Origin of the sequence: Shimia sp. MIT1388, from assembly GCF_047124445.1 — a bacterium.
GTDB lineage: Bacteria > Pseudomonadota > Alphaproteobacteria > Rhodobacterales > Rhodobacteraceae > Shimia.
Genome location: NZ_CP138921.1, coordinates 2,183,811 through 2,205,378 on the forward strand (window position 1 = coordinate 2,183,811; position 21,568 = coordinate 2,205,378).

21 protein-coding genes are annotated in these 21,568 nt (G+C 58.9%); 18 read left to right on the forward strand and 3 right to left on the reverse strand.

The window, feature by feature from the left end; genetic code table 11:
• The first annotated feature begins 8 nt into the window (after positions 1-8).
• The 18 genes from SIB92_RS10815 to SIB92_RS10900 all read left to right on the forward strand — a co-directional run bounded on the left by SIB92_RS10815 (position 9) and on the right by SIB92_RS10900 (position 17,456).
• A complete protein-coding gene (locus tag SIB92_RS10815) occupies positions 9-1,490 on the forward strand; it encodes a CpaF family protein (protein ID WP_412555775.1) in 1,482 nt (493 codons plus the stop codon).
• Positions 1,491-1,496: 6 nt separating this feature from the next.
• Entirely contained in the window at positions 1,497-2,465 is a 969-nt protein-coding gene (locus tag SIB92_RS10820; RefSeq protein ID WP_412552077.1) for a type II secretion system F family protein, read from the forward strand.
• Between the two features lie 12 nt (positions 2,466-2,477).
• Positions 2,478-3,452: a type II secretion system F family protein gene (locus SIB92_RS10825; RefSeq protein WP_412552078.1), complete on the forward strand. Its 975-nt coding sequence runs from the start codon at positions 2,478-2,480 to the stop codon at positions 3,450-3,452.
• A 66-nt stretch (positions 3,453-3,518) separates the two neighbouring features.
• Positions 3,519-4,043 (forward strand): tetratricopeptide repeat protein, encoded by a 525-nt coding sequence (locus SIB92_RS10830; RefSeq protein WP_412552079.1) that lies wholly within the window; start codon positions 3,519-3,521, stop codon positions 4,041-4,043.
• Between the two features lie 32 nt (positions 4,044-4,075).
• A complete protein-coding gene (locus tag SIB92_RS10835; protein ID WP_412552080.1) occupies positions 4,076-4,924 on the forward strand; it encodes a tetratricopeptide repeat protein in 849 nt (282 codons plus the stop codon).
• A 9-nt stretch (positions 4,925-4,933) separates the two neighbouring features.
• A complete protein-coding gene (locus tag SIB92_RS10840; RefSeq protein ID WP_412552081.1) occupies positions 4,934-5,467 on the forward strand; it encodes a prepilin peptidase in 534 nt (177 codons plus the stop codon).
• Between the two features lie 115 nt (positions 5,468-5,582).
• On the forward strand, positions 5,583-6,890 hold the full coding sequence (locus SIB92_RS10845; RefSeq protein WP_412552082.1) for an ATPase: 1,308 nt from the start codon (positions 5,583-5,585) through the stop codon (positions 6,888-6,890).
• A gap of 59 nt (positions 6,891-6,949) precedes the next feature.
• Positions 6,950-7,222, forward strand: a complete 273-nt coding sequence (gene yidD, locus SIB92_RS10850) for a membrane protein insertion efficiency factor YidD (RefSeq protein ID WP_412552083.1) — start codon at positions 6,950-6,952, stop codon at positions 7,220-7,222.
• A gap of 63 nt (positions 7,223-7,285) precedes the next feature.
• A complete protein-coding gene (locus SIB92_RS10855; protein WP_412552084.1) occupies positions 7,286-7,789 on the forward strand; it encodes a hypothetical protein in 504 nt (167 codons plus the stop codon).
• A 351-nt stretch (positions 7,790-8,140) separates the two neighbouring features.
• The gene (gene ttcA / locus SIB92_RS10860) at positions 8,141-9,010 is read left to right on the forward strand and encodes a tRNA 2-thiocytidine(32) synthetase TtcA (RefSeq protein WP_412552085.1); all 870 of its coding nucleotides are present in this window, start codon (positions 8,141-8,143) and stop codon (positions 9,008-9,010) included.
• A gap of 61 nt (positions 9,011-9,071) precedes the next feature.
• A complete protein-coding gene (locus tag SIB92_RS10865; RefSeq protein ID WP_412552086.1) occupies positions 9,072-10,622 on the forward strand; it encodes a putative bifunctional diguanylate cyclase/phosphodiesterase in 1,551 nt (516 codons plus the stop codon).
• Positions 10,623-10,765: 143 nt separating this feature from the next.
• Positions 10,766-12,583 (forward strand): membrane protein insertase YidC, encoded by a 1,818-nt coding sequence (yidC, locus tag SIB92_RS10870; protein ID WP_412552087.1) that lies wholly within the window; start codon positions 10,766-10,768, stop codon positions 12,581-12,583.
• Positions 12,583-13,326 (forward strand): MOSC domain-containing protein, encoded by a 744-nt coding sequence (locus tag SIB92_RS10875; RefSeq protein ID WP_412552088.1) that lies wholly within the window; start codon positions 12,583-12,585, stop codon positions 13,324-13,326. The genes yidC and SIB92_RS10875 overlap by 1 nt, the downstream gene beginning before the upstream one ends.
• Positions 13,326-13,979, forward strand: coding sequence for a ribosome biogenesis GTP-binding protein YihA/YsxC (gene yihA, locus SIB92_RS10880; protein WP_412550967.1), 654 nt, complete (start codon positions 13,326-13,328; stop codon positions 13,977-13,979). Before SIB92_RS10875 ends, yihA begins: the two co-directional genes overlap by 1 nt.
• Positions 13,980-13,982: 3 nt before the next feature.
• The gene (locus SIB92_RS10885; RefSeq protein ID WP_412552089.1) at positions 13,983-14,348 is read left to right on the forward strand and encodes a DUF2946 domain-containing protein; all 366 of its coding nucleotides are present in this window, start codon (positions 13,983-13,985) and stop codon (positions 14,346-14,348) included.
• A gap of 74 nt (positions 14,349-14,422) precedes the next feature.
• Entirely contained in the window at positions 14,423-15,835 is a 1,413-nt protein-coding gene (locus SIB92_RS10890; protein ID WP_412552090.1) for a PepSY-associated TM helix domain-containing protein, read from the forward strand.
• 49 nt (positions 15,836-15,884) lie between these two features.
• Positions 15,885-16,697 (forward strand): NAD(P)-dependent oxidoreductase, encoded by an 813-nt coding sequence (locus SIB92_RS10895; RefSeq protein ID WP_412552091.1) that lies wholly within the window; start codon positions 15,885-15,887, stop codon positions 16,695-16,697.
• 63 nt (positions 16,698-16,760) lie between these two features.
• The gene (locus SIB92_RS10900) at positions 16,761-17,456 is read left to right on the forward strand and encodes a CDP-alcohol phosphatidyltransferase family protein (protein WP_412552092.1); all 696 of its coding nucleotides are present in this window, start codon (positions 16,761-16,763) and stop codon (positions 17,454-17,456) included.
• Here the strand turns inward: SIB92_RS10900 and SIB92_RS10905 are convergent, their stop codons facing one another.
• From SIB92_RS10905 to SIB92_RS10915, 3 genes are all read right to left on the reverse strand, one after another.
• Positions 17,457-17,909: a methylated-DNA--[protein]-cysteine S-methyltransferase gene (locus SIB92_RS10905; protein ID WP_412552093.1), complete on the reverse strand. Its 453-nt coding sequence runs from the start codon at positions 17,907-17,909 to the stop codon at positions 17,457-17,459.
• Between the two features lie 73 nt (positions 17,910-17,982).
• Positions 17,983-20,892 (reverse strand): isoleucine--tRNA ligase, encoded by a 2,910-nt coding sequence (gene ileS / locus SIB92_RS10910; protein WP_412552094.1) that lies wholly within the window; start codon positions 20,890-20,892, stop codon positions 17,983-17,985.
• A gap of 312 nt (positions 20,893-21,204) precedes the next feature.
• A complete protein-coding gene (locus tag SIB92_RS10915; protein WP_412552095.1) occupies positions 21,205-21,519 on the reverse strand; it encodes a hypothetical protein in 315 nt (104 codons plus the stop codon).
• Positions 21,520-21,568 lie beyond the last annotated feature (49 nt).

The window sequence follows — 21,568 nt, forward strand, 5'->3', positions numbered from 1 at the left end:
CCGTTATTATGTTTTCCCGTTACAAGAAATCTGACGCCAAACCCGGTCCCGCTGTTGCCGAGAAAGCCGCCAAAGCCGAGGCAAAAAAGGCCGCCCCGGCCCCGGCCCCGGCCCCGGCCGCCGCGCCGAGCGCCGCTCCAGCGCCAAAGAAAGTCATGCGCCGCCCGGTCGCCGAGAAGGCGGCGGGCGTCGTTGCAGCTGGTGACAAGGAACGCCGCCGCAAGGAGCGCCTGGGCGAAATCAAACTGGAACTGCACCGCGAGCTTCTGGACAACCTGAACCTGGCCGCGCTGGACAAAGCGTCCGAGCGCGAGTTGCGGGCCGAAATCACCGCGATTGCCACCGAAGTGCTGCAGGAAAAGGCGATTGTGCTCAATCGCGAAGAGCGCACCACGGTGTTTCAGGAGCTGTATGACGAGGTCACCGGCCTTGGTCCGCTGGAGACCCTGCTGCAAGACGAAACCGTAAACGATATTCTGGTGAACGGCCCGAAGCAGATTTTTGTGGAACGTGCCGGTAAGCTTGAGCTCACCGACATCGTGTTCAAAGACGAAAAGCACCTACTGCGCATCATCGACAAGATTGTGTCCGCGGTGGGTCGTCGTGTGGATGAATCCAACCCTTACGTGGACGCCCGTCTCGCGGATGGCTCGCGTTTCAACGCCATGGTCTCCCCGATTGCGGTGGACGGCTCGCTGGTCTCCATTCGTAAGTTTAAGAAAGACAAGCTGGGCATTGATGACCTGGTGCGCTTTGGCGCCTTCTCCGAAGAGATGGCCGCCTACCTTCAGGCTGCGGTTTCCACTCGCCTGAACGTGATTGTGTCCGGTGGTACCGGCTCCGGTAAAACCACCACGCTCAACGCTCTGAGTTCTTTCATCGATAACGCCGAGCGCATTCTGACCATCGAGGACACGGCGGAACTTCAATTGCAGCAGACCCATGTCGGCCGGATGGAAAGCCGCCCGCCAAACGTGGAAGGCAAAGGCGAAGTCTCCCCGCGCGACTGTCTGAAAAACGCCCTGCGGATGCGTCCTGACCGCATCATCGTGGGGGAGACGCGTGGCGAAGAAGTGATCGACATGCTGCAGGCGATGAACACCGGCCACGACGGTTCGATGACCACAATTCACGCCAACAACGCGCGCGACGGTATTTCGCGTCTGGAAAACATGATCGCCATGGCCGGGATTGAGATGCCTCTCAAGGCGGTGCGTTCTCAGATTTCCTCGGCGGTGAACCTGATCGTGCAGGCCTCGCGTCTGCAGGATGGCTCGCGCCGCATGACCTCGATCACCGAGATCACCGGTATGGAAGGGGACGTGATCTCCATGCAGGAAATCTTCCGCTTCCAGCGCACCGGCCTGACGCCGGAAAACAAGATTATTGGCCATTTCACTGCCACCGGTGTGCGCTCGCACTATTCCGAGCGCTTCCGTCTCTGGGGCTACGATCTGCCGCCAGAAATTTATGAACCGTCTGCGGGGTAATCAGACATGCCATTTTCACCGGAACTTATTGTCTATGGCCTCATTTTTGTGGGCGTCTTTGTCTTGGTCGAAGGCGTTTACCTGACCGTTTTTGGCAAATCCATCAGCCTCAACAGCCGGGTAAACCGCCGGCTTGAAATGCTGGACAAAGGCGCCAAGCGCGAAGAGGTGCTGGAGCAGCTCCGCAAGGAGATGAAGCAGCATGCCGAAAACCGCGGCATCCCGCTGTATTCCATGCTGGCAGAAAAGGCGCAGAAAGCTGCAATTGCTTTCTCGCCGATGCAACTGATCCTGATGATGGTCGCGGTAACCGTTTTTGCCTTTATGGGCCTGACCGTGGGCACACAAACCGGCGTCATCACCCGCGCCGCCATTGCCGTGATGATGGGCGTTGGCGGGGTGTACACTTGGGTTTCCATGAAAGCTGGCAAGCGCATCTCCCTGATCGAAGAGCAATTGCCGGACGCCATTGAACTGATGGTGCGCTCGCTGCGTGTGGGCCACCCGTTTTCCTCCGCGATCCAGATCGTATCCAAGGAAATTGACGATCCATTGGCCACCGAGTTTGGCGTGATCGCCGATGAGGCAGCCTATGGTCGCGACTTGGGCGAAGCGCTCAAGGACATGGCCGAACGTCTGGACATGCAAGATTTGCGCTTCCTGTCGGTGGCGGTGACCATCCAGCAGCAATCCGGTGGTAACCTCGCCGAGATCCTTGCAGGACTGTCCAAAGTGATCCGCGCCCGTTTCCGCCTGTTCCGCCGCGTGAAAGCCATCACAGCAGAGGCGAAATGGTCCGGCAAATTCCTGTCGGCCTTCCCGGTGCTTGCGTTGATCGCGATCAACGTGATGGACCCGAACTACTATGACGAAGTGAAAGATCACTGGCTCTACATTCCCGGCTGCATCGCCGTGGGCGTGTTCCTGGGGCTGAACCTCATCGTCATGAAAATCCTGACCAACATCAAAGTGTAAGGAGATCCTGCTATGACCATCCTGGAAGCCCTGAACATGATGTTGACCGACATGCTTGGACCACGCGGTCCGATGATTGCGGTCGTGGTCCTTGGTCTTTTCTTCGCCCTTCTGGTGGCGGCTGGCGTGATGGCACGTCAGGACGACCCGATTTCCAAGCTGAAGAAGTCGCAAGAACAGAAAACCTCTTCACGCACCTCCAAGGAAGAGCGCCTGCGTCGCAAGGCGGCCAACGCCAAGCTCGACAAATACAAAGCCTTCCTGGAACCGCAAAGCGAAGCGGAGCTCAGCTCCGTGCGCCTGAAGCTGATGCAGGCGGGGTATCCGTCGCGTGATGCGGTGCGGGCTTACCACCTTGCGCAAATGGTGCTGGGCATTGGCGGTCTGATCCTTGGCGTGACTTACTTCATCTTTGTGAAGCAAACCGATCAATCGACCACTTCGGACATGCTGTTCTGGACCCTTGGCCCCGGTGGCGCAGGCTACTTCTTGCCCAAATACTGGGTCACCCGCCGCGTCGCCGAACGCAAAGAGGAAATCACCGCTGGTTTCCCCGACAGTCTCGACATGATGCTGGTCTGCGTGGAAGCTGGTCAGTCACTGGACCAATCGATTGTCCGCGTTGCCGGTGAATTGCGCGCCTCCTATCCAGCGCTGGCACAAGAGTTCGAAATCGTGGCGCATGAGATGAAAGCCGGTAAAGACAAATCCCAGGTTCTGTCCGACATGGGGGAGCGCTGCGGCGTGCAGGACGTGTCCTCCTTTGTGACCGTGCTGATCCAATCGGCCACCTTTGGTACCTCCATCGCCGAGGCCCTGCGGGTCTACGCCGGCGAGATGCGTGACAAACGTGTGATGCGGGCCGAAGAGGCGGCAAACAAGTTGCCAACAAAGATGACATTGGCCACAATGATGCTCACTGTGCCGCCGCTGTTGATCATCTTGGTCAGCCCGTCTGTGATTGGGATCACGCAGCTCGGCCAGTGAGGCAAAACGAGCAAAAAAGCGCCCCAAATGACACACTTCCGGGCAAGCGCCCTGTTGATACTATGCTTGGCTGTAGCCGCCTGTGACACGGGCGGCTTTGGCACATCCAGTGACAGCCCCTATGCCCCGGCAGTCGACCCAAAAGGCGAGGCTGTTGACGGCTTGGTGGTGGGCTGGCGCCTGATGGATGCGGGTGAATACGATCTGGCGATGGACTCTTTTGTGCGCGCAGGTTTGGAACAGGGCCTGACACCGGATGTTCTGGCCGCTGTGGGCACCGCCAATCTGGTGATGGGCCGTTTGGGCCAAGCCGAAGACCTGTTGCGGCAAGCCTTGGACGCAGATGACAGCCATCCGGAAACCTGGAACAACCTTGGCATTACGCTCATGGAGCGGGGGAAATATGCCGAAGCCGAACAGATCCTGCGCCGGGCCTACGCGCTGGACAATGGCGAAAGTGACGCAATCCGGGATAATTTGCGCATAGCACTCGTAAATTCGAATCAACCGGTCTATGGTGACGAAAAAGAACAAGAATATAAATTGGTGCGGCGGGGTAGCAGCGACTACGTGATCCGTCAGACGCCATAAATTGAGAGCAAGAGCAGCAAAGGACGCAAACAATGCGCCATCCTGTTTTGGGGACAATTTGTGTGGCCGGGCTTGTCGCGTTGACAGCCTGCGCTGAAAAAGACGGTGAAAACGTCGAGCGCGCCATTCAGGACGTGAACGCCGTGGACGAAGCCAACCTGTCTGACGTGATGTTGACAGTGGCCGATCCCAACGAAGGCATCGCCTATTTCAAGCGCACGCTGAAAGACAACCCGGACCGTATCGATATTCAGCGGGGCCTCGCTGTGTCTTACGTCCGCGCCAAACGCTTCACCGAAGCGGTCCCGGCCTGGAAGCAAGTCACCAAGCACAAAGACAGCACCGCCAACGATCGTGTTGATCTGGCAGACGCGCAAATCCGCGCTGGTCTTTGGGATGACGCCGAAAAGACGCTGGACAGCATTCCGCCCACCCATGAGACCTTCAAGCGCTACCGTCTTGAGGCCATGATTGCGGACAGCAACAAAGAGTGGAACCGCGCCGACAGCTTCTATGAAATCGCCGTGGGGCTGACCACGCGCCCGGCTGGCGTGATGAACAACTGGGGCTACTCCAAGCTGACCCGTGGCGACTATGCCGAAGCAGAGCGTCTGTTTGGCGAAGCGGTGCGTCAGGACAGCACGCTGTTCACCGCCAAAAACAACATGGTTTTGGCCCGTGGTGCACAACGCCAGTACACCCTGCCTGTGATCCCGATGGTGCAAACCGAGCGCGCGCAGCTGCTGCACACGCTGGCGCTGTCTGCGATCAAGCAGGGCGACACCGAAACCGGCAAAGTGCTGCTGCGTGAAGCGGTGGAAACCCATCCGCAACACTTTGAGGCCGCGGTGCGCGCCCTGGATGCGCTTGAAAACAGCTAAGGTTTCTTGATGCAGGTCTCCAGCACATTTGCGCTCTGGGCATTGCTCCCGGCGCTGCCGCTTTGTGTGTTCATCTTCTGGGTGGACATGAAGCACAAGCGGATCAGCAACCTGTCCGTCTGGGCCTTGTTTGCGATCTTTGTGGTAGTGGGACTTGCGACGTTGCCGATCATGGAGTTTGTCTGGCGCTTCGCCAACTATGGTGTGGTGTTTGCGGTGCTGCTTCTGATGTGGATGGCGCGGCAAGTCGGTGCAGGGGACGTGAAAATGGCTGCGGTGGCGGCGCTTTACGTCGATAAAGGCGACGCCAGCTACATGCTGATGATCACCTTTGGCTCCATCATTGTTGCGACATTGGCCACGCTGATCATCCGCGTCACGCCCCTGCGCAAGCTGGCGCCAGATTGGGCCGCCTGGAAACTCAAGGCCTCTGAGAGCGGTGTGAATGTTGGTAAAGGCGACCAGATGACCTTGCCGATGGGCACCGGCATTGGCCTGGCGCTCTGCACCTACCTGATCCTGGGCGTGCTGTACGGCCAATAAATCGCATCCTTCACGATGCCGGCCCGATGCGGCCCAAAAAACGCCACCTTTTGATTGTCTATGGGATGGAAACAGACCGAGGGCTTTGCGGCCCTCAATCAGGAGTGTTGCGTCGATGAACATGCAGACCACCAACGTGATGGCCCCACCGCCGCCAAAACGGATCGAGGACATGAAACTTCCCGTGGTGATGATGCGGGACATCCTCCTGAAAACCATGTTCCGCAAAAACGTGGACATGGTCGGCGACATTTCCAAAGCCATCTGCCTGCCCCGCGCGGTGACGCAAGAGTTGGTCGACATGGCCCGCGAGCAGCGCCTGCTGGAGGCGACGGGCACGCTCAACGCCAATTCTGGCGACGAGATGGGCTATCAACTGACCGATGCCGGCAAAGGCCGTGCGCAGGACGCTTTGGCGCAATCCGAGTATTTTGGCGCCATGCCAGTGCCGCTGGATGTCTACCGCGAGCAGGTCAAACGCCAATCGATCCGCAATATTCAGATCACCCGCGACCAGCTCACCGGTGCGATGGGACACCTGATCCTGCCGCCGGACCTGCTGGACCAGTTGGGACCCGCCGTGGGCTCTGGCCGCTCGATCCTGATGTATGGCCCGCCCGGCAACGGTAAATCCTCGATTTCCAACGGCATCCGCGACGCGATGGGCGACAAGGTCTATGTGCCTCACGCCATCGAATACGCCGGTCAGGTGATCACCGTCTATGACCCAATTGTGCACTCCGCCGCCGAAGCTGATGAGCAAGACGAAAACAGCCTGCGCCGCACGGCGCGGTTTGACAGCCGCTATGTGAAATGTGACCGCCCGACCGTGATCACCGGGGGTGAGCTGTCGCTCAACATGCTTGATCTGGTCTACAACCCAACCGCCCGCACCTATCAGGCGCCGTTGCAGCTCAAGTCCACCGGTGGCATCTTTATCGTGGACGACTTGGGGCGTCAGGAAGAACCCCCACAGGCGCTGGTCAACCGGTGGATTGTGCCCTTGGAAGAGAGCAAGGACATTCTTGCCCTGCAATCCGGTGAGAAGTTTGAAGTGCCTTTTGATACGCTGGTGATCTTCTCCACCAACTTCCACCCCAATGAGATCTTTGACCAAGCGGCCCTGCGCCGGATCTTCTACAAGATCAAAATCGACGGGCCGAGCCAAGAGAACTTCCTGAAAATCTTTGCCCTTGTGGCCAAGAAAAAGGGCCTACCGCTGGATGAGACATCGCTCATTCACCTGCTCAAAACCAAGTATCCGACAATCGACAACACCTACGCCAACTATCAGCCGGTGTTCTTGATCGATCAGATCATCTCGATCTGCGAATTTGAGGGCATCCCTTATCAAATGCGCCCTGACCTGATTGATCGCGCTTGGGCCAATATGTTTGTGAAAGACGAGCACATCGTGAAGTGATCCAAAAGGCCGCATGACGCGGCCTTTTTTATGCGCGCTGTTTCACCTACATAGGCCCCATGTCACCACTTGCCCATATCGCCGCCCTGCCCGTCCGGTTCTACCGGTTGGTGTTCAGCCCATGGGTTGGCTTCAACTGTCGGTACCAACCGACCTGCTCCGCCTACGCGCTGGAAGCGCTGGAGAAACACGGCGCGATCAAGGGTAGCTGGTTGACCCTACGCCGCCTAGGCCGCTGCCATCCCTTCGGCAGCAGCGGCTATGATCCTGTGCCGCCCTGCTGTGGCGACAGAAACGACGCATCTGGCGATCCGCAAAACCGCGAAACCTGACTGGACACCACCCAAGAGAGTGTTAGCCTGCGCGCATTCAATTGTCCCTTCAGGAGATTTTCCATGCGCCTTTCTCACATCCTGGCCACAACGGCCGCTTTGACCCTTTCCAGCACCGCTGTACTGGCTGACAAATTTGTCGGATACGGCGCTGTGGACGGCTGGAACGTGCATATTGACACCGAAAAAGGCACCTGCCTGGTCGAAACCAAAGACGGCTTGGACAACGTCATTCAAATGGGCCTGACCAAAGACCGCGCCATTGGCTACATCGGCATCTTCACAAAGGCAGAAACCAACATCCGCACCGACGTGAAACAGGACGTGGCGCTGTTGATTGGCGAAAACCTCTACGTTGGTGAGGCCACCGGCATGCGTGGCAACATCACCAAAGGCTACAGCGGCGGCTATGTGCTGACCGACGATCCGGAAGTGTATGACGCCATCCGCCGCGCGCCCACGATGACCGTATTCCCGGAAAAGGAATACTCCTTCATCGTTGACCTGGCTGGCACCGCCAAGGCGCTGGATCTGGCCAAGAAGTGTAACGAAGATCAGCTTCAGTAAGCCCCTCCTTTACGCCTTCCGGGCGCGCCCAACCCGCGCCCGGAAACACACCACACACAGGTGGAAACGCAGTGTTTCCAAATCCACCACAGCGCCCACTGTTCACAGCTCCGTGATCCCAGCACCGCCGGTGGTCTCCCAAACGTCCGACACATGCCGCAAACTCCCTTAAAACTTGGGGTTTGACGCGCACACCTCCCCGCACAAATCGATCCAACTCCAAGGCAACCACCCTGTGCCCGAAATCACACGGGGTCTGGATTTCCTTAACTGCGCTTGTGGTCCGCGCCCAACCTGTGGATATCCTTGGGGATAGATTGACCCTGGAAGACCCCTCGCATAAGGCACGGCATGTTAGACGACCTCAATGATATTCACCCGCTGTTCCAGGACGCGCCTTCTTCGGCCAATTTCAAGAAGTTGCGCAAACGAATCGTACGCCAGACACGCGAGGCGATTGAACAATACGGCATGATCGAACGCGGCGCGAAGTGGCTTGTATGCCTCTCCGGTGGTAAGGATTCCTATACCCTGCTCGCTGTGCTGCATGAGTTAAAATGGCGCGGACTGCTACCAGTTGAGCTTCTGGCCTGCAATCTGGATCAGGGGCAACCGAATTTCCCGGCCACCGTCCTGCCCGCCTTTCTGGAAAAGATGCAAGTCGCGCACCGCATCGAATACCAGGACACCTACTCTATTGTGAAAGACAAGGTTCCCGCGGGCCGCACCTATTGCGCGCTCTGTTCGCGCCTGCGCCGCGGCAACCTCTACCGGATCGCCCGCGAAGAGGGCTGCAGCGCGGTTGTGCTGGGCCATCACCGCGACGACATCCTTGAAACCTTCTTTATGAACCTGTTTCACGGTGGCCGTCTCGCGACCATGCCACCCAAGCTTGTTAACGAAGAAGGCGATCTTTTTGTCTACCGGCCGCTGGCGCATGTGGCCGAAGAAGATTGTGAGAAATTTGCCAAGGCGATGAACTACCCGATCATCCCTTGTGACCTCTGCGGTTCCCAAGATGGTCTGCAACGTCAACAGGTTAAGCAGATTCTGGATCAGTGGGAAGCCAACAGCCCAGGCCGCCGTCAGGTGATGTTCAAGGCGCTGACCAACATCCGCCCAAGCCACATGATGGATCCGAAACTGTTCGATTTTGCTGGATTAATTCGGGAATCAGTAAAATTTGAACAAAATTCGGATACGATCCCTAAGCTACGTTAACTGATCACTTAAGAGAATCGCTGACACTAGACCAAGTTTTATGCGTCATAGGACACCTCATATGCAGTCGCGACTGGACACATTCCTGGCTTCATTTCGGGCTTATTGGACCCGGGAGTCCTCTGTGCGTCGGGTGGTGCCCCTGCTGTTTCCGGTGGTGACTTTGGCGGCATGGTTTGCCTTTGGCGAGCTTGGTCTTTTGGTCTGTGCCTTCCTGCTGCCGCTGCCATTCCTGATGTTTTCGCCTTTCGCGGCCGCCAAACGGCGTAAGAAAAGCGAAGTTGACGGGCTGACCGGCCTGCTTTCTCCGGCCGGGTTTGAGCGCCAGATGCAGGAAAAGATGTCCACGCTGGAAGAGGACGGACGCACCACGGCCTGTTTCTCGATCAAGATCGACAACTTTGCCCGCCTGCGAGAAAACCACGGGGATCAAGCCGCCGAAGAGGTGCTGCGCTATGTCGCCGAGCGCCTGAAAAACGCGCTGCGCTCCGGTGATCTGGTGTCCCGCTCCGGTGATGCGTCGTTCTCTGTCGCCCTGGAGCCGATTGCCTATTTTGATGTCGAGAGCGGCATTCAGATGGCAACGCGCTTCCAAACCGCCATTGAAGAGCCTGTGCCGCTTCAAATGGCGTCGATCTACGTCAGCTGCTCGATTGGTTTCTGCTTGTCCTCCCGTCTGAACCGCCCCTCCGCCACCGCCATGATCCAGGCGGCTGACATGGCGATGTGTGAGGCACAGCTGACCGGCGACAGCAACATCCGCGCATATTCCACCGATATGGGCCGCAAGGTGATTTCCCGCCGCAAAACCCAAAGCGAAGCGGCGCGCACCCTGCAACGTGACCAAATCCGCGCCTGGTTCCAGCCACAGGTGTCCACCGACACCGGCCTTGTGACCGGCTTTGAGGCTTTGGCCCGCTGGGAACACCCTGAACGTGGTATTTTGGCGCCGATCCAGTTCCTCGATGTACTGCATCAAACCGGCCAGATGGGCCAGTTGGCAGACCTGATGCTGCGTCAGTCCCTCGATGCCGTTCGCGCATGGGATGACGCCGGGTTCACGGTCCCTATGGTGGGTGTGAACTTTGCCGGTGAAGAGCTGCGCAGCCCCACTCTGGTAGAACGTATCCAATGGGAGCTGGATCGCACCGAGCTGGACGCAAAACGCCTTGGCATCGAAGTGCTTGAAAGTGTTGTGGCGGGCACGCCGGACGACATGGTGGTCCGCAACGTTGAAGCAATCAGCGCGATGGGCTGCGAAATTGACTTGGACGATTTTGGCACCGGCCACGCATCTATCTCTTCGATACGCCGCCTGCCAGTAAAGCGCATCAAGATTGATCGCTCCTTTGTGACCAACATCGACAAAGACCCCGATCAGCAACGCATGATCGCAGCCATTGTCACCATGGCGGAGCGTCTTGGGCTCGAAACGCTGGCCGAAGGTGTTGAAAATCCAGCTGAACACGCGATGCTCGCACAGCTTGGCTGCTCCTATGTGCAAGGTTACGGCATTGCCCGACCGATGCCGTTTTATGAGACCATCAAGTGGATGACCGAGCATCAGGAAAAGATCGGCCCCGCGCTTCAGATCGGCAACAAACCAAGCTGACCGCCGCGCTGCCCTTGCCGCCTCCCCCTTCCCACACGCAACGAACAGCTGCCTTTCCGGCAAATTGGGTCGAATCCCCTTGACCTTTGGTCGCCACCTCTGTTGAACCTCCCCATCCTTTTAACGACAGATGGCTTGCGGCAATGGACGATCAGAACAAGAACCTCATCCTCGCGACGGCGCTCAGCTTTGGCGTCATCCTGATCTGGTTCTGGCTAATGCCCCCTCCGGAGGCAACTCAGGATCCCAACGCTCCAACCGCCGTTGTTGAGGGCACCGATGCGGTCACCCCATCCACGGCCCCAGCTACAGCCGCGGCTGACTCCGGTGCGGCGACCTCTGTCGAGCCCACTGAAGTTGCCGATGCCCCGCGGGTTGAGATCGACACCGCGCGCCTGTCCGGCTCTGTTTCCCTGCTGGGTGGCCGTCTGGACGACCTGAAGCTCAACGACTACCGCGAGACACAGGACGAAGACTCTCCTATCGTCACCTTCCTGTCGCCCAACGGTGAGCCACATGCCTACTACGCGCTGTATGGCTGGGCCCCGGGCGCTGGCCTGTCTCTGGACCAGGTGCCAGGCTCCAACACCCTCTGGGACATCGAAAGCGGCGACAAACTGACCGTTGAGACCCCAATCACACTGAAGTGGGACAATGGCGCAGGCCTGATCTTCCGCCGCACTATTTCGGTCGACAAAGACTACATGTTCTCTGTGGAGCAGACCGTCGAAAACACCGGTGCAGGCACTGTGTCGCTGGCGCCTTATGGCGTGTTGGCGCGCTATGGTCAGCCGGATGATCTGAAGAACTTCTTCATCCTGCACGAAGGCCTGATCTCTATGGCCGACGGCGAGCTGACCGAAACCGATTATGACGGCATGACCGACTACACCTTCGATCAGCGCGAGGGCGCGCCTGCCGAGGTGACCCAGGTTGAGGCCAACGGCTGGATCGGTTTCACCGACCACTACTGGATGGCCACATTGATCCCGGAGCAAGGCAAGCCTTTCAAATCCGTGGCAAAATACGACCAGTCCCGTGACATCTACCAAACCGAAGCGGTGATGCCGACCATGCAGGTGGCCGAGGGTGAAACAGCCTCCGCCAACTCCCGTCTGTTTGCGGGCTCCAAAGACTGGGGCAAAATCCGCAACTACCAGAACGAAGAAGGTGTTGAAGGCCTGCTGGAGTCCATCGACTGGGGCTGGTTCTCCTTCCTGACCAAGCCAATCATGTGGCTCCTGATGTGGCTCTATGGCTTCATCGGCAACATGGGCTGGGCGATCATCGCGCTGACCGTTGTTCTGAAAATCATCGTCTTCCCGCTGGCCTATAAATCTTATGCCTCCATGGCGAAGATGAAAGAGCTTCAGCCGCAGATGGAGAAGCTGAAAGAGCAAGCTGGCGACGACCGCCAGAAGATGCAGCAGGCCATGATGGAGCTGTATAAGAAGGAAAAGGTCAATCCGGCGGCAGGCTGTCTGCCGATCCTGATTCAGATCCCGATCTTCTTCTCGCTCTACAAAGTGATCTTCGTAACCAAAGAACTGCGGCACGCACCATGGTTTGGCTGGATCACCGACCTGTCCGCGCCGGACCCAAGCTCGATCTTCAACCTGTTTGGCATTCTGCCATTTGGCGTGCCGGAACTTGGCTTCTTTGAGATCTTCTCCTTGGGCATTCTGCCAATCCTGTTGGGTATCTCCATGTGGCTGCAGCAGAAGCTGAACCCGGCGCCCACCGATCCAACGCAGAAGATGATCTTTGCCTGGATGCCATGGGTCTTCATGTTCATGCTCGGCAGCTTTGCCTCCGGTCTTGTGATCTACTGGATCACCAACAACGTGATCACCTTCATCCAGCAGTACGGCATCATGCGCCAGCACGGCTATAAACCGGATGTGTTTGGCAACATCAAATCAAGCTTCAAGAAGTCGAAGCCTGAGGAGGACGCCAAATAATGGGAACCGTCTCCGCACTCTGGCGACACCCGATCAAGGCCCACGGACGCGAGTCCGTGGGTCATGTCTCTTTGGTGGAGGGGCAAACCTTCCCCTGGGATCGCCGCTACGCCGTTGCCCATGAACGCGCCAAAACCGATGGGGGCGAATGGGCCCGTTGCGTGAATTTCTCTCGCGCCGCCGGGGCGCCTTCTCTGCAGGCAATCACCGCCAAGGTCGACGAGGCCACTGGCAAGATCACCTTGCAGCATCCAGACCTCTGGGAGCTGACCTTTGATCCGGAAACCCAAGGCGACAAGCTGATTGATTGGGTGCGCCCGATCATGCCCAAAGACCGCGCCGCCAGTGCCAAGCTGGTGCCTGCTGGTGAGTTTGGCATGACCGACAGCCCCTTCCCGTCTATCGCCATCCACACCACCGCCAGTCACCGCGCGATCGAAGGCCGCTTGGGGCGCAAGCTCGCCACCGAACGCTGGCGCGGCAACATCTGGCTCGATGGCTTTGCCCCATGGGAAGAGTTTGACTGGATTGGCAAAACGCTGCGCATTGGCGGCACCGAAATCGAGGTGCGCGAGCGCATCACGCGCTGCAAGGCGACCACCGCCAACACCGACACCGGCGTGCGCGACGCGGACACCTTGGGCGTTTTGAACGAAGCCTTTGGCCATCAGGACTTTGGCGTCTACGGTGTGGTGACCAAATCCGGCGACATTGCCGTCGGCGACACAGCAGAGGTGCTCTGATGCAACTTCCTTTCCCATTTGTCGAAGACCCGGAGCCCTTGGCGCTGGAGCGGGGTCGCAAGCTGTTTGACGGCTCCAACTCCGACTTCCTCAAAGGTGTGGTGGCCATGGATGGCCTGCCTGCGGGGGACCGTGTTGAGGTCTGTTTTGCGGGGCGTTCCAATGTGGGTAAATCCACGTTGATCAACGCGCTGACCAACCGCAGCCGCCTGGCGCGTGCGTCCAACACCCCGGGCCGCACTCAGGAAATCAACTTTTTCACGCTGACCGACAGCCACTATCTCGTCGACCTGCCCGGCTATGGCTATGCCAACGCGCCGCTGGCGGTGGTGGAGAAATGGCAGCGCCTGCTAAAACAATACCTGTCTGGTCGCGCCAACCTGCGCCGCGCCTTTGTGCTGATCGACACACGGCATGGCATCAAAGATGTGGACGAAGAGATCATGTCTCTGATGGACAGTTCCGCGCTGACGTTTCAGGTGGTGATGACCAAGGCCGACAAGGTCAAAGTCAAAGACCGCGAGAAGGTCTTCAAACAGGTGCGCGAGAAGCTCGCCAAACACCCGGCGGCCTTCCCCGAGATTGTGCTGACCAGCTCGGAAAAAGGTGACGGCATCGCCACGCTGCGCTCCATCATTGCCGGTCTTGAATAACTCATGCGCCTGCTGACGTCCTTAGTGCTTTTGGTGGCCGTGATGGCCTCCGCACTCATCCCCACGGGATGGATGCCCAAGACGTTTGCAGACGGCCATATGGTGCTTGTCCTCTGTACGGGGGACGAGATGGTCGAAGTGCTTGTGGACGAGACCGGGGCGCCGGTACCGTTGCATGAGCAGACCGAGGACAAGCGCAGCCCTTGTGCGTTTTCCGTGGTCGCCGATGTCGTCCCGGTGATGGACGGCCCTTTCCCGCTGCCACTCAAAGCGTCCCTGACCAACCGCTGGCAGCATCGGGACTTCACCCGCAACAGCGCCGGGTTCCACCGCCGCTATGATGCCCGCGGTCCGCCCGCAGTCTCCTGACTTCCCTTTAAAAATCAAACACAAAACAAGCCGCCTTGGAGACCCAAGCGCGGCCCTTCAGGAGATGTTCCCTCATGGCCAAGGACAGCCAATTTGCCGACGTGCGCGCAGAGCAATCCAGCGCAACGTCTCTCTCTCAAAAACTCTATTTCGCCGCCTGGCGCTGGCATTTCTACGCCGCGCTTTACGTGGTGCCCTTCATGATCATGCTCGCCGTGACTGGCATGATGATGATGTTCATCACCCAGTTTGACGGCCGCGATGGTGAAAAGATCGCAGTCAGTCCGCAAGGCACCGCGTTGAGTGTCTCGGATCAAGCCGCTGCCGCCACATCCGCGGTGCCCGGCACAGTGGTCGAATACATCGGCCCCAAATCCGATGCACTTGCCACCGTGTTCCGCATCAACACCGGCGACACGCACCAGATGGTCGCCGTCGATCCCTACACCGGCGCTGTGCTTGGCAACTGGGACCGCCGTGCGGGATGGTATGATCTGGCAGACAATATCCACGGCTCCCTGTTGCTGGGCGACACGGGCGATCGGCTGATTGAGATCGCTGCGGGCCTTGGTCTCGTGCTGGTACTGACCGGTCTGTACCTCTGGTGGCCGCGTGGTGGCGACACCTCGGTGTTCGTTCCCAACCTCAAAGCCCGCGGGCGCGCCTTGTGGAAAAGCCTACACGCCGTCACCGGCTTCTGGATTTCCGCCTTGTTGGTGGTCTTCCTGATCTCCGGCCTCGCCTGGGCTGGCATCTGGGGCGGCAAATACGTGCAGGCTTGGTCCACCTTCCCAGCAGAAAAGTGGAGCGACGTGCCCCTGTCAGACAGCACCCACGCCAGCATGAACCACGGCAACCAAAACGATGTGCCTTGGGCGTTGGAGCAGACCCCGATGCCTGCTTCTGGCTCTGATGTGGGCGTTACCGGCACAGCCGAAGGCGCGCCTGTGGACATCCACAGCCTGGTGACGTTGGGCCGCGACTTGGGCCTAGAGGGCCGTTTCCGCGTGGCCTACCCGCGCGATGACACCGGCGTCTGGACCATCAACCAGGACAGCATGAGCGGCGATAGCAGCACGCCAACTGTGGATGCCACCATTCACGTCGACCAATACACCGGCAAAATCCTCGCCGAGGTGCGGTATGCTGACTATTCGGTTGCGGGCAAATCCATGGCGGTGGGCATCCCCTTTCACATGGGCCTTATGGGTCTTTGGAACCTGCTCCTGAACACAGTGTTCTGCCTGATGGTCATCTTTGTCTGTGTGTCTGGCGTGGTGATGTGGCTCAAACGCCGTCCGTCCAAGGCCCTGCGTCTGGCGGCCCCACCTGCGCCAAAGGAAATGCCACTCTTCAAAGGCGCGCTTCTGATCGCGGCACTGGTCTCCGTGGCGTTCCCCTTGGTAGGAGTGACCCTGCTGGCCGTGCTGGCCTTTGACGTGCTAATCGTGGGCAACATTCCCGCGCTGAAACGCGCCTTGTCATAACCTATCCGCCCCGCCCGCAGCGGTGGGCGGGGCAACTTGAGGACCTTGCATGCAGCTCACAGGAATTGGCGTCGCAGGATGTGGCCGCATGGGCGGTCCAATGCTGGCCGCACTGCGCGACGCGGGCTTTGACGCCTTTGGCTTCGATGTCCGGCCCGTATCGGACTTCGGCGCCCTCGCACCGGTCATGCCCGCCTTGGATGACTTCCGGAAAGGCCTACACATCCTGATCACTGTGGTGCGCGACATTGCCCAAACCGACGACGTGCTGTTTGGCGCGCAAAACCTGATTGAGACAGCACCCAACCTGCAAACCGTGATCGTCTGCTCGACGCTGTCGCCCAAATACGTCCGTGCCCTAAGCGAGCGCGTGCCAAGCCACATCACCCTGCTCGACGCGCCCATGTCGGGTGCTGCCATTGCGGCAGAGGAAGCCCGACTGTCCTTCATGCTGGGCGGCGACACTGAGGCTTTGCGCCAACACCAGCCCCTGTTTGACGCCATGGGTGCGCATTTTCATCACATGGGCGACTTTGGCGCGGGCATGCAGGCCAAAGTGCTCAACAACCTGCTGGCCGCCTCCAATACGGCCATGACCCGCCTTGTTCTCGACTGGGCAGACCAAGCAGGCATCGACGAAACCGCACTGCTGAACCTGATCCACACGTCGTCTGGCCAGAACTGGCTCGCCTCTGGCTTTAACACCATCGAATTTGCCCGCGACGGCTGGGAAGAGGACAACACCATCGGTATTTTGACCAAAGATGTGGCCTCCGCACTCGACGCCGCGCCGGATGGGGCCGACACCACCCTGCCGGAAACCGTGCGTCAGGCGATCTTTGCGCTCAAGCCACGCGGTTAACCATCCGAGACAGCAGGCCGCACAGCCGTTGCACTCTGCACGCAATTCCGGCAAGACACCTCTATGAGTATTCGCGCCCGTGCCCTCGCAGTCCACCTCTTCACCGCCACCGGGGCGGTCTTTGCCATGTTGGCCATGCTGGCCGCTGTGGATGGCAAGTGGAGCCTGATGTTCCTCTGGCTGGTGGTCGCCTTTATTGTGGATGGCATCGACGGCCCGTTGGCACGCCACTACCACGTGAAGAAAAACGCGCCAGAGTTTGACGGCGTCTTGCTCGACCTGATCATCGACTACCTGACCTACGTCTTCATCCCGGCCTATGCGCTGTTCAAATCCGGATTGATGGATGGCTGGACCGGATGGTTTGCCATCATCATCATCACCTTTGCCTCCGCGCTTTACTTCGCGGATACGCGCATGAAAACCAAGGATAATTCCTTCTCCGGCTTCCCCGGATGCTGGAACATGGTGGTGATTGTGATCTTTGCGGTAGAGCCAAATTTCTGGGTCAGCCTTGCGCTGGTCTCCGTGCTGGCCGTGGCCATGTTCCTGCCGATCAAATTTGTGCACCCCACCCGCACTGAGCGCTGGCGCTGGCTCACCTTCCCAATGGCGCTTGCATGGACCTTCTTTGCCGGTTGGGCCGCCTGGGTCGATTTCCACCCGGAAAGCTGGGCGCATTGGGGGCTGGTAGCCACCTCGATCTACCTGACCGTCGCCGGCGCAGCGCAGCAGCTCATCTACCGCGAAACCCTCTGATCAGATCAACAAACCGCCTGCCCGCTCATGTTTGAGCAGCCAGACCTTGGTCTCCACGCCACCCAGGCCGGAGAACCCGCCCAACCCGTTTGCACCAAGCACGCGGTGACAAGGAATGATCACCGGAATTGGGTTGCCGCCACACCCCTGCCCGATGGCCTGTGCAGGCACGCCGAGGTCTTTAGACAACTCGCCATAGGTGCGGGTCTCCCCAAGTGGGATCGCCAGCATGGCGTCACACACCCGCTGCTGAAACTCTGACGCCTCCACCTTCAACGGCAGATCAAACCCCTGTGCTGGATCGTCAAAATAGGCCACCAATTGCGCCGCGGCCTCTCGCAACAACGGCGTGTCATCCGTACCGCCACTCTCCCACTCCGCGCGCACAATGGCGCCGTCCTTTTCGGTGAGCGTCATTGGCCCGGTGGGTGTGTCTACGGTCTTTTTCAACATGGCGCCACACTGCCCAAGCAAAAGGCGCCCCGCAAGCGGGACGCCTCAGAATGCGCATCATTTGGAGCGCGAATTAGCCCAGCGCGTCGTTACAACGGCCGCAAACACCGGCGTGGCTGTGCTGGCCAACGTCTGGCAGGATCTTCCAGCAGCGCTGGCATTTCTCACCATCGGCCTTTTCAAACACCACGCCCACACCTTCGATTTCCGGCAGGCGGAAGGCTTCGGCTGGCATCGGGTCGTTGTTTACGTCGATGGTGGAGGTGATGCAGATGTCGGCAAAGTTCACCGATTTCAGCGCCTCAACCACGTCCGCGTCGCGCACATGCACCACAGGCGCCGCCTCAAGCGAGGCACCGATCACCTTGTCGGTCCGCTGGATTTCCAACGCAGCGGTCACCACACGGCGCACGTCACGCACACCCGCCCATTTCGCGGCCAGCGGCTCATCCAGCCAGTCGGCTGGCGTGTCCGGGAAGTCGATCAGGTGTACGGAGCTGTCATCCCCCGGGAAGCGCTCGAGCCAAACCTCTTCCATGGTGAACACCAGTACCGGTGCCAACCAGGTGGTCAGACGGTGGAACAGGATGTCCAATACGGTGCGCGCTGCTCGACGACGGGTAGTGTCGCCATCACAGTAGAGCGCGTCCTTGCGGATATCGAAATAGAAGGCCGACAGTTCCACAGTGGCAAAGTTGAACACCGCGGACACAACGCCCTGGAAGTTGAACTCCGCATAGCCTTTGCGCACCTGGTGATCGAGTTCCGCCAAACGATGCAGCACCCAGCGTTCCAGCTCCGGCATATCCGCCACATCGACACGATCCGCTTCGGAGAACTCCGACAGGGAGCCCATCATGAAGCGCATGGTGTTGCGCAAACGGCGATAGCTGTCCGCCACACCTTTCAGGATTTCCGGGCCAATCCGCTGATCCGCGGTGTAGTCAGTCTGGGCCACCCACAGACGCAGGATATCTGCGCCGTATTGCTGCACAACCTTCTCAGGCACGATGGTGTTGCCGAGCGATTTGGACATCTTGTTGCCCTTCTCGTCCAGCGTGAACCCGTGCGTCACCACATTGCGATACGGCGCGCGGCCTTTGGTGCCACAGGCCTGCAACAGCGAGCTGTGGAACCAGCCACGGTGTTGGTCGGTGCCTTCCATGTAGACGTCGGCAATACCGTCGGCCACGCCGTCTTCGCGGTCGCGCAGCACAAAAGCGTGGGTCGAGCCGGAGTCAAACCACACGTCGAGCACGTCAAACACCTGCTCCCACTCATCGGCGTTGTACTTGTCGCCCAGGAAGCGCTCTTTGGCGCCATCCATGTACCAGCAATCCGCGCCCTCTTCTTCAAACGCCGCCTTCACCCGCGCGTTCACCTCAGGATCGCGCAGCAGGAAGCCTTCGTCGGTTGGCAGAGCGTCTTTTTTCACAAAGCAGGTCAGTGGCACACCCCAGGCGCGCTGGCGGGACAGCACCCAATCAGGGCGGTCTTCGATCATCGAGAACAGGCGGTTGCGGCCCTTCTGCGGGGTCCATTTCACCAGCTCATCGATGGAGCGCAGCGCACGTTCGCGGATGCTGTCGCCCATCTCACCCATGCCGTCATCCAGCTTACGATCCACAGAGGCAAACCACTGCGGCGTGTTGCGATAGATGATTGGGGCTTTGGAGCGCCAGCTGTGCGGATAGCTGTGCTTGATCTTGCCACGCGCCAACAGACCGCCCACTTCGACCAGTTTATCGATGATCTTCTTGTTGGCGTCGCCTTCCTTGCCTTTGCGGTTCAGGATGTAGGTGCCACCAAAGAACGGCAGGTCGGCGCGGAAGCCGCCGTCGTCCATGACGTTATAGGTGATCATCTGCTCCAGCATGCCAAGGTCTCGGTAGAGCTCAAATTCCTCCATACCGTGGGACGGCGCACAGTGCACAAAGCCGGTGCCTTCGGTGTCGGTCACAAACGGTGCCGCGCGAAAATCACGCAGATCGTCCCACTCGCCTTCGCCACCTTCGGCACCGTGCAGCGGGTGTGCCAAACCAACGCCTTCAAGGTCGCTCACCGGCACATCGCCGACGCGTTTCCACATGCTCTCGTCCAGACGCGCGCGTTGCATCACGTCACCGGCCAGATTGTCCGCCAGCACATATTTGTCACCAACGTTGGCCCAGCTCTCGTCAGGCGTGCCGGTCACCTCATAGAGGCCATAGGCAATGTCCTGACCAAACACGACCGCCTTGTTGGACGGAATGGTCCAAGGCGTGGTGGTCCAGATCACCACATAGGCACCGGCCAGCTTGTGATCGGCAGGCTCCGCGACCTTAAACTTCACCCAGATCGTGAAGCTCTCTTTGTCGTGGTATTCCACCTCGGCCTCGGCCAACGCGGTTTTTTCCACCGGCGACCACATCACAGGCTTGGAACCTTGATAGAGCGTGCCGTTCATCAGGAACTTCATGAACTCATCGGCGATCACAGCCTCAGCGTGATAGTCCATGGTGATGTAGGGATCAGGCCAGTTGCCGGTGATGCCCAGACGTTTGAACTCCTCACGCTGGATGTCGATCCAACCCTCGGCAAACTTGCGGCATTCCTGACGGAACTCCACCACATCCACGGCGTCTTTGTCTTTGCCTTTTTTGCGGTACTGCTCTTCGATCTTCCACTCGATTGGCAGGCCGTGACAGTCCCAGCCCGGCACGTAACGCGCGTCTTTGCCCATCATCTGATGAGAGCGCACAATCATGTCCTTGATGGTTTTGTTCAGCGCGTGGCCGATGTGCAGGTGGCCGTTGGCATAGGGCGGGCCATCGTGCAGGATAAACGGCTCCCGGCCTTCTTTCTCGCGCAGACGGTCATAGACGCCGATCTTCTCCCAACGCTCCAGCCACGCGGGCTCACGCTTGGGCAGGCCAGCGCGCATCGGGAAGTCGGTTTTTGGGAGGTTCAGCGTATCTTTGTAGTCAGGTGTTTCGGCACACATGTGTCCGGTCCTTTTCAGGCGTCGTATCTGGAATGGTCTAGGGTCGGCGCGGTCTTCCATACGCCTTGTCCCGGCGGCTCGAACAGTTAGAGCGCCGGGCTGATAATTCGAATAATAATTGCGAATATCTGCGTCATAGCCGCCTTATAGGCCGCAGCACGCGCAGGGTAAAGCCATAGTCGCCTATGCCCGCAACGCAAAAGAGGGCACGCACCGCGCACCCTCTTGATGTCTTAATATGGCTGGCTGGACCTGGCGACGGTGCTGGCAATTCTGCTGGCTGCGTGGCTGGACCTGGCGCGCTCAAACCAATTACGCGGCTTGGCCTTCAAAACTGCCACACCAGTCGGTGCTCTTCACAACCGGCCACTGCGCGGCACCGACTTTTTCCTCTTCGGTGAGGAAGGTCGGCGCGCTAAAACGGCACAACCCGCCGGTTTCATTCGCAGCAGTTTTTTTGACGGCGTCGTTGTCAAAAAACGCGCATACGTTGCAAGCTTTGTCAGTCATGGCTCTCTCCATTTTGGCTAAAGGATCTGGCTGCGTGGCTGGCGTCTGGCTGGCTGCGTCGCTGATCTTACGGCTTCCGGGAACCTCGCGTTCCCGTATCTCTGTGATGTCCGACATCTAAGATGACGGCATTTCCTTTTCAAGTATTTTTTTGTTTATTTTCAGC

Bases quoted from the DNA above. Each gene is read 5' to 3' on its own strand.
- SIB92_RS10815 (WP_412555775.1), top strand. From the start codon at position 9: ATGTTTTCCCGTTACAAGAAATCTGACGCCAAACCCGGTCCCGCTGTT.
- SIB92_RS10820 (WP_412552077.1), top strand. From the start codon at position 1,497: ATGCCATTTTCACCGGAACTTATTGTCTATGGCCTCATTTTTGTGGGC.
- SIB92_RS10825 (WP_412552078.1), top strand. From the start codon at position 2,478: ATGACCATCCTGGAAGCCCTGAACATGATGTTGACCGACATGCTTGGA.
- SIB92_RS10835 (WP_412552080.1), top strand. From the start codon at position 4,076: ATGCGCCATCCTGTTTTGGGGACAATTTGTGTGGCCGGGCTTGTCGCG.
- SIB92_RS10840 (WP_412552081.1), top strand. From the start codon at position 4,934: ATGCAGGTCTCCAGCACATTTGCGCTCTGGGCATTGCTCCCGGCGCTG.
- SIB92_RS10845 (WP_412552082.1), top strand. From the start codon at position 5,583: ATGAACATGCAGACCACCAACGTGATGGCCCCACCGCCGCCAAAACGG.
- yidD (WP_412552083.1), top strand. From the start codon at position 6,950: ATGTCACCACTTGCCCATATCGCCGCCCTGCCCGTCCGGTTCTACCGG.
- SIB92_RS10855 (WP_412552084.1), top strand. From the start codon at position 7,286: ATGCGCCTTTCTCACATCCTGGCCACAACGGCCGCTTTGACCCTTTCC.
- ttcA (WP_412552085.1), top strand. From the start codon at position 8,141: ATGTTAGACGACCTCAATGATATTCACCCGCTGTTCCAGGACGCGCCT.
- SIB92_RS10865 (WP_412552086.1), top strand. From the start codon at position 9,072: ATGCAGTCGCGACTGGACACATTCCTGGCTTCATTTCGGGCTTATTGG.
- yidC (WP_412552087.1), top strand. From the start codon at position 10,766: ATGGACGATCAGAACAAGAACCTCATCCTCGCGACGGCGCTCAGCTTT.
- SIB92_RS10875 (WP_412552088.1), top strand. From the start codon at position 12,583: ATGGGAACCGTCTCCGCACTCTGGCGACACCCGATCAAGGCCCACGGA.
- yihA (WP_412550967.1), top strand. From the start codon at position 13,326: ATGCAACTTCCTTTCCCATTTGTCGAAGACCCGGAGCCCTTGGCGCTG.
- SIB92_RS10885 (WP_412552089.1), top strand. From the start codon at position 13,983: ATGCGCCTGCTGACGTCCTTAGTGCTTTTGGTGGCCGTGATGGCCTCC.
- SIB92_RS10890 (WP_412552090.1), top strand. From the start codon at position 14,423: ATGGCCAAGGACAGCCAATTTGCCGACGTGCGCGCAGAGCAATCCAGC.
- SIB92_RS10895 (WP_412552091.1), top strand. From the start codon at position 15,885: ATGCAGCTCACAGGAATTGGCGTCGCAGGATGTGGCCGCATGGGCGGT.
- SIB92_RS10900 (WP_412552092.1), top strand. From the start codon at position 16,761: ATGAGTATTCGCGCCCGTGCCCTCGCAGTCCACCTCTTCACCGCCACC.
- SIB92_RS10905 (WP_412552093.1), bottom strand. From the start codon at position 17,909: ATGTTGAAAAAGACCGTAGACACACCCACCGGGCCAATGACGCTCACC.
- ileS (WP_412552094.1), bottom strand. From the start codon at position 20,892: ATGTGTGCCGAAACACCTGACTACAAAGATACGCTGAACCTCCCAAAA.
- SIB92_RS10915 (WP_412552095.1), bottom strand. From the start codon at position 21,519: ATGTCGGACATCACAGAGATACGGGAACGCGAGGTTCCCGGAAGCCGT.